The 10,362-nt window shown below is 44.9% G+C and carries 8 protein-coding genes; 4 read left to right on the plus strand and 4 right to left on the minus strand.

All coding sequences use genetic code 11. The annotated features are described in order from the left end of the window. The first annotated feature begins 18 nt into the window (after positions 1–18). Complete coding sequence (arfB, locus tag R2S67_RS05440) at positions 19–432, plus strand: alternative ribosome rescue aminoacyl-tRNA hydrolase ArfB (RefSeq protein WP_005396137.1); 414 nt, start codon at positions 19–21, stop codon at positions 430–432. A gap of 101 nt (positions 433–533) precedes the next feature. After that, positions 534–2,303, plus strand: a complete 1,770-nt coding sequence (locus R2S67_RS05445) for a methyl-accepting chemotaxis protein (RefSeq protein ID WP_317342733.1) — start codon at positions 534–536, stop codon at positions 2,301–2,303. Between the two features lie 91 nt (positions 2,304–2,394). Here R2S67_RS05445 and vmeZ read toward each other — a convergent pair whose 3' ends face one another. Then, positions 2,395–5,547 carry a multidrug efflux RND transporter permease subunit VmeZ gene (vmeZ, locus tag R2S67_RS05450; RefSeq protein ID WP_167427339.1) on the minus strand — a complete coding sequence of 1,051 codons (3,153 nt, stop codon included), beginning with the start codon at positions 5,545–5,547 and terminating at the stop codon, positions 2,395–2,397. Positions 5,548–5,555: 8 nt separating this feature from the next. After that, on the minus strand, positions 5,556–6,683 hold the full coding sequence (vmeY, locus tag R2S67_RS05455; protein WP_005396140.1) for a multidrug efflux RND transporter periplasmic adaptor subunit VmeY: 1,128 nt from the start codon (positions 6,681–6,683) through the stop codon (positions 5,556–5,558). 416 nt (positions 6,684–7,099) lie between these two features. Between vmeY and R2S67_RS05460 the strand changes: the two genes are divergently transcribed. Further along, positions 7,100–7,564 carry a dCMP deaminase family protein gene (locus tag R2S67_RS05460; RefSeq protein WP_005373515.1) on the plus strand — a complete coding sequence of 155 codons (465 nt, stop codon included), beginning with the start codon at positions 7,100–7,102 and terminating at the stop codon, positions 7,562–7,564. 87 nt (positions 7,565–7,651) lie between these two features. On the opposite strand, the gene pepT is transcribed toward R2S67_RS05460, so the two are convergent. Both pepT and R2S67_RS05470 read right to left on the minus strand, forming a co-directional pair. Then, positions 7,652–8,881 (minus strand): peptidase T, encoded by a 1,230-nt coding sequence (pepT, locus tag R2S67_RS05465; RefSeq protein WP_047008127.1) that lies wholly within the window; start codon positions 8,879–8,881, stop codon positions 7,652–7,654. Between the two features lie 170 nt (positions 8,882–9,051). Beyond that, entirely contained in the window at positions 9,052–9,915 is an 864-nt protein-coding gene (locus tag R2S67_RS05470) for a DUF6279 family lipoprotein (RefSeq protein WP_048624836.1), read from the minus strand. 261 nt (positions 9,916–10,176) lie between these two features. On the opposite strand from R2S67_RS05470, the gene R2S67_RS05475 reads away from it, so the two are divergent. Beyond that, positions 10,177–10,350, plus strand: coding sequence for a hypothetical protein (locus R2S67_RS05475; RefSeq protein WP_005373524.1), 174 nt, complete (start codon positions 10,177–10,179; stop codon positions 10,348–10,350). The last annotated feature ends 12 nt before the right edge of the window (positions 10,351–10,362 follow it).

The raw sequence follows: 10,362 nt of genomic DNA on the forward strand, positions 1-10,362 counted from the left end.
TACCGGCATTTACTTATCATGCTCAAAATTTCGAACTCCGTCACAATTCAAGAGTGGGAAATTCAATTATCCCCAATTAGAGCTCAAGGAAATGGTGGCCAGAACGTTAACAAGGTAGCGTCCGCTATACATTTACGCTTTGATATCCGACATTCCAGCTTACCTGACTTCTACAAAGAACGATTACTTGCTCTTTCTGACAGTCGTATAACTAAAGATGGCGTGATCATCATCAAAGCGCAACAATTTCGCACGCAAGAACAAAATAAGGAAGACGCCCTGAATCGGCTTCAAGCTTTAATTAAAGCTGCCGCCTTACAGGAGAAGAAGCGTATTAAAACGAAACCAACCCGCGCTTCTCAACGCCGAAGACTTGATACCAAGAACAAGCATGGAGCGAAAAAGCAGCAACGTAAGAAAGTGCTGTATTAATGCATGTCGTTTTCTCGACATGTTAGTTGAACAACGTTTGCTAGCCCTTGGGAAATCTCATTGGATTTCTCTTTTTAGTTACTTATTCAGGAAACAACAATATGACTATTAGGCAAAAACTCTACTTCCTCGGAGTTATCGCCATTTTAGGCATCGTGGCCCTTTTGGGTACGTCATCCCATTTCGCCAATAAGAGCAATGAACTTAACCACGCCATCAAACTCGTTGGCGATCTAGAAATACGTTTACTCAACTTACGCAGAAACGAGAAAGATTTCTTACTGCGTAGTAATGACAAATACCTAAACAAATTTGATGCGAATGTTGATAAGTTTCTAAATATAGAAAAAGAGCTTGCGAGCATACTCACGAGCAATGAATTACCTTCCAGTCAACGATTCAAGCAAGACCTCCTTGCATACCAAAAGGGCTTTCAGAATCTGGTCAGTGCTTACCAACGCTACGGACTTGATGCAAAGAGTGGCCTTCTTGCTGGTTACGAGCAAGCACTGTTAGAAGCCAAGCAACGCTCCGACCACCAGCAATTGCTGGCGTTGGTTCGTTTTGACTCTGCGGTCAAATCAGGTCAATTCAATAGTGATTTGCTTGTTGGGCTATATGCTCCGGAGCTCACCAAAACAGGTAAGCTAGTAGCGGCACAAAAACAAGTTGTAGGAGTCGCTTACGACCAAGGCCTACTTGGTGAAACTCGCGCATTATCTCATGCCGTAGAAGAGCAATTTGAAACCTTTTCGACAGCCCTTAGCTCTGCTGCTGCAAAGCGTGATGAGCAAATGTCGACCATCAAGCAAGTCATTACTGCTCTGATCTTAGGTGTTATTTTCGCATTGATTTGGCAGATCTCTCGCTCAATCAATACACGAGTAAACAGCTTGCTTGGCACCATTCGAAGCATTAGCGAAACAAACAACATGGGACTGCGCTCTAACTTGAAAGGCAAAGATGAGCTATTTGATATCAGCCACCACCTCAATGATCTGTTGGATAAGCTTGAGCAGTTAATTAGTGGCACCCAAGAAAAATCGGCGCAGTTAACAGCCAGTACCGATAATATGCATCGTGAGCTAGAAGGGGTTATGGAGCAGTTCCATACTCAAACGGACCACACTGCATCGATGGCTACTGCGGTTCAGCAAATGGTGGCAACGATAGGCGAAATATCGGAAAGCACGTCGGTTGCGGTAGAGGGTGTACATCAAGCCGCGAATAATGCCGAACAAGGCCGAAGTGTTGTTGAAACCACCGTATCCAACATTGGTCAATTGACCAGTATTTTATCGAACAGTCAGCAGTCGATTGGCTCGTTGAACCAGCATGTAGATAAAATTGGTGGTGCGGTGAACATCATCCAAGAAATTGCGGAACAAACTAACTTACTGGCTCTCAACGCAGCAATTGAAGCCGCGCGAGCAGGCGAACAAGGCCGCGGGTTTGCAGTTGTCGCCGATGAAGTACGCGCCCTAGCTAGCCGAACTCATCAATCCACTGAGGAAATCACGCGGGTCGTTGCAGATATTCAAACTCAAATGTCTACAGTTGTTGCTGATATTGATCAATGTAACGATCAAGGACAACAAACGCTTAATGCCTCTGAAAAACTTGATTCTAGCCTGCAGCAGATCATCACTGACATGCATGCAATTCAAGGCAATTCGGAGCGCATTGCTTCTGCGATTGAAGAGCAAGGTATTGTGATGAACCAAGTTAGTGGCTCAATCACCGAGCTTAACGCGATATCTGAAAACAACATGCAATCCGCTCAGGAATGCTTGCACGAAGTGAACTCTGTTTCTGCTCAAGCTCATGATATGGACGAAGCCGTTGCACAATTTAAAACCGCGCTAAAATAACCTTCCCTACAAATAAAAAGCCCGAGGCAATSATTGCYTCGGGCTTTTTTTCGACTTTAACTTCGTGCTCTACTGTGCACTGCGGGTGTGATTACTCATCATCAAGAGGAACCAACTTGGTGTTGCCGCCATGAACTTTCTCACGCTGTCTTTGCACCATAGCGTAGAAGCCAGGGATCAAGAATGTACCTGCTAGAAGCACACACAATAGACCACCAATCAGCGACACACCGAGCGAGTTTTGGCTCACGTGCCCTGCACCTGCGGCGAAGATCAGCGGGAAGATACCCAGGATAAACGACCAAGATGTCATATTCACAGCGCGGAAACGTAACGTGCCTCCTTTAACCGCAGCACTATCGATATCAGCATCTTTTTCTTCACGTTCTTGCTTGGCGAACTCCACAATCAAAATTGCGTTTTTCGCCGCCAAGGCTATGAGCAAGACAAGGCCAATTTGCGCATACAAGTTAAGCGGTGTCCCAGTCAGATTCAACGCTAAGAAGGAGCCTAACGTTGCTACTGGCACCACCAAAATGATGGCTAATGGAATACTCCAGCTCTCATATTGTGCAACCATGAACAAGTAAATGAAGATCAAAGCCAGCGCAAACGCATAAATGGCTTGGTTACCCGCAAGTACTTCCTGATAAGCCATACCTGTCCATTCATACGTGTACCCCTGTGGGAGAACTTCAGCAGCAACGCGTTCCATTGCAGCAATCGCATCACCACTAGAGTAACCCGGAGCTGGTTGGCCTTGAATGATAGCACTGCGGTACATGTTGTAACGCCATGCCACATCAGGCTCAAACACTTGCTCGTAGCTCACTAGCGTACTTAGCGGAACCATATCGCCGTTCGAAGAACGAACATGGAAACGCTCTAGATCTTCCATGCTGCTACGGTGCTGGCTATCAGCTTGCATGGTTACGCGGAAGTTCTTACCAAACATGGTGAAGTCATTCACATAAAGCGAACCTAAGTTGCCTTGCAAGGTTTGGAAAATAGACGATAGCGAAATACCCAACTGCTGCGCTTTCTCACGGTCGATATCAACGTAGTAGTGCGGAACATTCGCGCGGAACGTGCTAAACGTGTAGGCAATTTCAGGGGCTTGGTTGGCCGCTTGGATCATTTCTCCCATGACCATCGACAAATCGGTACGGCTTCGCCCTAGCGTATCTTCAAGCACAAACTCAAAACCAGACGCTGCCCCCATACCAGGAACCGCTGGTGGCCCCATCGCAAACACAACCGCTTGAGGCAACTCTGTTGCAGCACGACCGTTAATACGCGCCGCGATGGCATTGGCAGAGTGTTCCCCTTGCAACGAGTTACGAGTATCCCAGTCATGCAGTTTGATAAACACAGATGCACCGTTTGATGCCGCTGCGCCTGTCATAAACGAGTAACCGTTCGCAACCGTCACGCCATCCACACCAGGTTCTTCACCAATCATGTTCATTAAATCATTGGTGACTTCTTCAGTACGAGATAAAGATGCTGAATCTGGTAGCTGAACGTTAACCAGCAAAATGCCTTTATCTTCTTGAGGAACAAACGCTGTTGAGGTGGTTTTCGCAAAGAAAGTGACCGCCGCGATAGCGACTATAAAGAACGTCACGAGTAGCAAAGATTTCTTCACCAAGAAACCAGCGACCTGACCATAACGCGTTGTGATACGCTCTAAGCCTCGGTTGAAAGCCTGGAACCAGTTAGCCGTGTTGCCCCCACCCTGCTTCAATACCAAAGAACAAAGTGCTGGAGACAGCGTCAATGCGTTAATGGATGAGATCACAACCGAAATACAGATGGTCAAAGCGAACTGGCGATACATGATTCCAGTGATACCCGGCAGCATCGCGACTGGTATGAATACCGCAAGTAGAACCAAGGTCGACGTGATGATTGGGCCCGTTACTTCTTTCATCGCTAGCAATGTCGCTTTACGCGGTGAAATGGTTGGGTCTTTCGCCATGGTGGTATCGACGTTTTCGATAACCAGAATCGCATCGTCCACCACGATACCAATCGCGAGGATCAAGCCAAACAAAGTGACCGTATTGATGGTGAAGCCCGTCGCCTGCATGATGGCAAACGTACCAATCAGAGAAACGGGGATCGCAACAACAGGAATCAACGTTGCGCGCGCGCTACCCAAAAACAAGTAAGTTACAGCAATCACCAATAGAATCGCTTCAATCAGTGTTTTGACTACCCCTTTGATCGATTCAGATACAAACACGGTTGTATCGTAGCTGGTCTCATACGCCATGCCCTCAGGGAAGTTTTTACTCAAGTCCTCAAGCAGCTCCATGACGGCCTGACCACTTTCTAACGCGTTCGCATCTGATTGAAGAGACAATGCAACAATTGACGCGTCCTGACCACGGAATTTACCGTTACCATCGTAGAACTTTTTACCTAGTTCGACACGAGCGACATCTTTCAGATAAACCGTGGAACCATTTGGATTAGCTCGAAGGACAACGTTCTCAAACTCGCTCACGCTTTCCAAGCGACCTTTGGTCACAAGGTTAAACTGAACTTCTTGCGGATTGTTGTATGGTGCTGCACCTACACGCCCTGCCGCAACTTGAACGTTCTGTTCAGCCAAAGCGGCGTATACGTCTGACGTAGTTAGCTTAAGGTTGGCCATTTTTTCAGGGTCTAACCAAACACGCATTGCGTATTCGCCACCACCAATCACGTTAACTTCACTGATGCCTTTCGCACGAGCCAGCTGATCTTTTACATTCAAGTTAATGTAGTTAATCAAGAACTGATCGTCGTATTTGCCATCAGGCGAATAGAAGTTAAGGACCATCAGCAAGTCAGGTGAGCGTTTTTTCACCGTCACACCAACCATGCGCACTTCTTGAGGCAGTTTTGACTCGATCTGTGACACACGGTTTTGCACGTTTACTTGCGCCATGTCTGGATCGGTCCCGACATCGAACGTGACATTTAGGCTGTATGAGCCATCGTTCGCGCTCTTTGAAGACATGTAGATCATGTCCTCAACGCCATTGACCGACGTCTCTATGGGGTCCGCAATGGCCTGCTCGACAACTTCCGCACTCGCACCGGTGTAGTATGCCGAAACGCTGACTGATGGCGGACTTATCTGTGGGTACTCCGCCACTGGCAAAATCGCCAGTGAGATCGCGCCTGCTAGCGTTAATATGATCGAAATAACCAGCGCGAATTTAGGTCTCTGAATAAAGAAACGACTTAACATAGTGCCCCCTACTGCTTATCTTCAGCAGGTGTTTGAATGCGCACTTCTACACCATTACGCACACGCTGTAGGCCCTGTGTAATAACCGTATCTTCCTGTTCGAGGCCTTCTCGAATGATAATGCCTTGTTCAACCTGAGGTCCAAGCTCGACGTTACGACGCTCAGCCACACTTCCCTCAGCCATCACCATCACAAAGTCACCTTCTAAGTCAGTCTGTACGGCACGTCGTGGGATAACAATAACGTCTTTTGTGTTCTTATCTCTCAAGTTCACTTTGATGTGCTGACCCGGAAGTAACTTCTGCTCTGGGTTTGGCACTAACGCACGCATTGCAATCGTACCAGTTTTGGTATCAATACGATTACCTAAGAAATCGAGCTTACCGAGATGCTCAAAAAACTGACCATTTTCCAGCTCAAGCTGAACTTCAACTCTGTTTGATTCTGCTGAGCCGTCGCCTTTGACTTGATCCATCCCCATGGCTAAACGCTCGCGCTCACTCACACTAAATGAAGTATGCACTGGGTCTAAGCTCACCAATGTCGTCAGCACGCCAGATGAAGGGGAAACAAGATCACCGGTACTCACTTTGGTATCGCTAATACGACCGCTGAACGGAGCTCGGATTTGAGTATAAGAAAGGTTAACTTCAGCAAGCTTAAGCTGAGCATTTGCTGCTTCTAGCTCTGCTTTCGCACCAAGAAGTGCCGCAGTTAAGGCGTCAAACTCAGATTGAGAGATACTACCACGAGGCAACAAGTTTTTACCTCGGGTGTGGTCTAGTTCCGCTTTTTTTAGCGCGGCTTTTGCTTGTGCAAGTGCCGCTTTAGCGCTCGCGACTTGTGCTTCAAAAGAAGATGGCTCGATAGAATAAAGAAGCTGTCCTTTTTCTACCATTTGCCCCTCTTCAAAGTGACGAGCTTTTAAATAGCCAGAAATCTGCGCGGTAATATTGGTATCTTCTACTGCTTCAATGCGACCGATATAAGACTTGCTCGGTTGGTAGTCGATAACCGTGACATCCTGAGTCACTACGAGAGGCGCCTGGCCTTCCCTTTGGGCATTATTAGCTTCCCCGCATCCAGCGAGGATTGCTGTAGCCGCCATTAGTGCGACAAGTGGTTTCTTTTGCATGTATTTACCGTCTTTATAGAACAGGATATTGTTGAATTCCCATCAACCTTACTCCTTGCTGCAACTGAAAACTTCACTCAAAAGCCCCCAAAATGTTTCTAAATGTAAACATGAGAAACAAAAAGAAAATAAAGTAATTTAGTTAACAGTGATATTTAATGAGCAATATACAAACAGCTCAATCATAACTATTTGATATACACTCTCAGGCATCGTGCATTTAGGGCGCTAGGAAACGCGAATTAAGATATCGTATAAAGACGGAAAGTGAGATTCGGTGCTCAAGATAAGAACGTTTTATGGTTAAAAAGACAAAAAATGACGCCTTCATACTCAAGACCCCGATTTTGACTATTTTTTTAATATAAATGGGTTATCATTCAATTAATTCAACGCCTTCGACAGAGAGGATGACTATGATTTCTAAATGGGCAAAACGCTTTTACCAGATGGCAGAACTAGTGGCGTCTTGGAGTAAGGACCCATCAACACAAGTCGGTGCAGTTATCACTAAACAGAATCGCATTGTATCTGTTGGATTTAATGGCTACCCGCACGGTGTTTCTGACAGTGTCGATACCGATGAACGCGAGTTGAAATATCTAAAAACACTGCATGCAGAAGAGAACGCAATTTTGTTCTCAAAACGTGATTTAGACGGATGTGATATTTGGGTGACGCATTTTCCATGCCCTAACTGCGCGGCAAAGATCATTCAAACAGGGATCTCACACGTTCACTGCCCTGAGCAATCTGAAGACTTTCTATCTCGCTGGGGAGATAAAATCCAAGTCAGCCAAGACATGTTCGACCAAGCGGGTGTGAAAGTCGACTGGCTACCACTAGAAGACATAGAAATTGAAGACAAAGACGTACGTTAATGTTTCGTTTTTGAATTTAAAAATAGCCCAGATGACTCTGGGCTATTTTTCCCCATTCAATCGACAAGAACCGCTCGACCTGGTCTGTTAACCGTGTTTTTTAGCGGTGAGTTCAGCAATTTTGACGATGACAAGCACTGACTTCTCCATCATTTCAACCGAAATAAACTCATGAATCCCATGGAAGTTAAAACCACCAGTGAAGATATTCGGGCACGGCAACCCCATAAAAGATAAACGAGCGCCATCTGTACCACCACGAATAGGTTTTATAATTGGCTCCACATCACACGCTTCCATCGCTTGCTTTGCTAGCTCAATGATATGCGGGTAAGGCTCAACCATTTCTCTCATATTGTAATAGCTGTCTGTTATTTTCAGTTCTACAGAACCATGGCGTAAGCCCGCGTTCATATCATCAACGAGTTTCTGCATAAAGGCTTTACGCTCTTCAAGCCCCTGACGATCAAAGTCTCGGATAATGTAACCAAGCTCGCTTCGCGCCACGCCCATTTCTGCCGATTTTAAATGGAAGAACCCTTCGTAGCCTTCGGTTGTTTCCGGAGTTTGATCTTGGGGCATTTGAACTTGAAATTTCGCAGCCAAGTTCATCGCATTGACCATTTTGCCTTTTGCGGTACCTGGATGAACGCTAACACCATGAAAAATCACATCGGCGTTTGCCGCATTAAAGTTTTCGTATTCCAGTTCACCTTGCGGGCCACCATCAATAGTGTATGCCCATTTCGCGCCAAACTTTTCAACATCAAATAAATCTGCGCCCCGGCCAATCTCTTCATCTGGTGTAAAGCCGATACAAATGTCGCCGTGTGGAATGTCTGGATTTTCTAGTAACAGCGCGACTGCAGAGAGAATCTCAGCAATACCAGCTTTGTTATCCGCGCCAAGTAATGTAGTGCCATCGGTAGTGATAAGATTGTGGCCATGTAGATGATGTAAATCTGGATATTGCACCGGAGATAGCACTTCATCCCCCAACCCTAGCGCAATATCGCCGCCTTGGTAATCTTCAATAAATTGCGGTTTTACGTTTTTTCCTGAGGCGTCAGGCGCGGTATCCATATGGGCAATAAAGCCTATAGGCGGCACCTCATAATCAACGTTAGCTGGCAGTCTAGCCATCAAGTAGCCATTTTTATCTAATGTCACATCACTTAAGCCAAGTTCAATCATCTCTTTCTTAAGCAACTCAGCAAACACAAGCTGACCAGGCGAGCTTGGGCAAAGCGTAACATGTGGATTTGATTGGGTATCGAACGTGACGTAGCGAAGAAATCTTTCAACTAAATGTTTCATATTTATTCTCATTGTTTTTATACGATGAGGCTTTATCAACCATCAATAAGCTGACCTTACCTCATCAAACCTCAAGCTATGTTACGCTCTTAGCTCAATAAGAATTTGCTTTGAATCATTTTTTCATAAGAAAGGCTACGGCACATCCCCTCGTCAATTGAAGCATGAATCTAATCTAATAATTCCTCAGCTAGTACTCGCCACTCTTTTACCTTACCGCGAAAATGACGCCATTGTTTATCGGTCATAGATTGAGAAATATCTAATGTCAGTTGATCGACCAGCACAAAGTTAGAATCAATATTTTTAGAAAGCTGCTCACTGTAATAGCTCTCTGGCTCGAACAACAGGCGCATAAATATATCCTGATAAGTGACAGCATTGGACTTGTTGTCGAACAGATATTCGAGCTCTTGATATATCGTTGCTCGATAACCTCTCCATAAAGGACTGTTAAGAGTGACTTGCTGAGAAAACGTTTGAGCTAATTGGCGCTGACTTTCTGATAGGCTTCCCAACCACTCTTCCATCCATTCTTCTGTGTTATCTAGAATAATTTCACGTATTTCATCTTCCGTTTTATCCGCATATTTTGCGTTTCGCTCTTGATAATGCTCTTGTACATTACTCAGAAATTCCCGTTCTTGATCTTTCGTTAACTGTAAACTCAAAGCAAAAAGGTCTGGTGCCGCTTTGCTTACCACTCTATCGTAATGCGCTCGCATTCTATCTCGATTTTCCTGCAAATAATTTAGGGTGATATCGCTCGCTTTTAATCTCTCAAGCTCTTTTAAATGATCGATATATAACGGTAACTCTTCTTTCTTATGCCATTCTGCTAACAATAATAAGCGTTCTTCGACCAAGACTTCTTGTTCACCTTGCAGAGAAACATAATCCTCTATGTAATCGATAACGAACCAATCGATATTGCTGTATAGAAACTTCTTCGTACATCCGGCAAGAAGAAATACGAAACAAAATAGAAGGCCATAACCAAGCACCTTATTAGATACACCCTGTAATTTAGTCACTTATTCGTATTCCCTTTTCTATTGATTAAGTTCTATACTCAACTTGTATCACTTAATATTGCGGCAAACTTACACCAGTGTGACAAATATTGATTGCCACCTTAATAATATATAGAGTTTGAAATTAACTTTTTGATCACAACTATCCGCAAAAAAGTGAGTTAGAGCGCAATTATCGGCTAAAAAACACACCGAACGACGCTCCCTATAACGGCATATAATTTGCATGGATGTTTTTTGGATGGTTTATGGAGGCGAAGTATGGCAGCCGCTGAGCAACTTGATACCAGTGTAGAATATGAGATTCGATATTTTGAACAGGGGAAAATGCACTGCATGAGAGTCATTGCTGAAAGCAAAAAAGTGGCTTATCAGTACTATTTAGAGTGCGGTAAGCACAACAGTGACTTGTACTCTATTCGCCCAGACAAATAAAAAAACCGCCTT

This window comes from Vibrio sp. T13N (assembly GCF_032970445.1).
GTDB classification, from domain to species: domain Bacteria; phylum Pseudomonadota; class Gammaproteobacteria; order Enterobacterales; family Vibrionaceae; genus Vibrio; species Vibrio diabolicus.

What these genes read in the sequence shown, in the direction of transcription:
- pepT (WP_047008127.1), bottom strand. Translation starts at nt 8,881, where the DNA reads ATGAAACATTTAGTTGAAAGATTTCTTCGCTACGTCACGTTCGATACC.
- vmeY (WP_005396140.1), bottom strand. Translation starts at nt 6,683, where the DNA reads ATGCAAAAGAAACCACTTGTCGCACTAATGGCGGCTACAGCAATCCTC.
- arfB (WP_005396137.1), top strand. Translation starts at nt 19, where the DNA reads ATGCTCAAAATTTCGAACTCCGTCACAATTCAAGAGTGGGAAATTCAA.
- vmeZ (WP_167427339.1), bottom strand. Translation starts at nt 5,547, where the DNA reads ATGTTAAGTCGTTTCTTTATTCAGAGACCTAAATTCGCGCTGGTTATT.
- R2S67_RS05445 (WP_317342733.1), top strand. Translation starts at nt 534, where the DNA reads ATGACTATTAGGCAAAAACTCTACTTCCTCGGAGTTATCGCCATTTTA.
- R2S67_RS05460 (WP_005373515.1), top strand. Translation starts at nt 7,100, where the DNA reads ATGATTTCTAAATGGGCAAAACGCTTTTACCAGATGGCAGAACTAGTG.
- R2S67_RS05475 (WP_005373524.1), top strand. Translation starts at nt 10,177, where the DNA reads ATGGCAGCCGCTGAGCAACTTGATACCAGTGTAGAATATGAGATTCGA.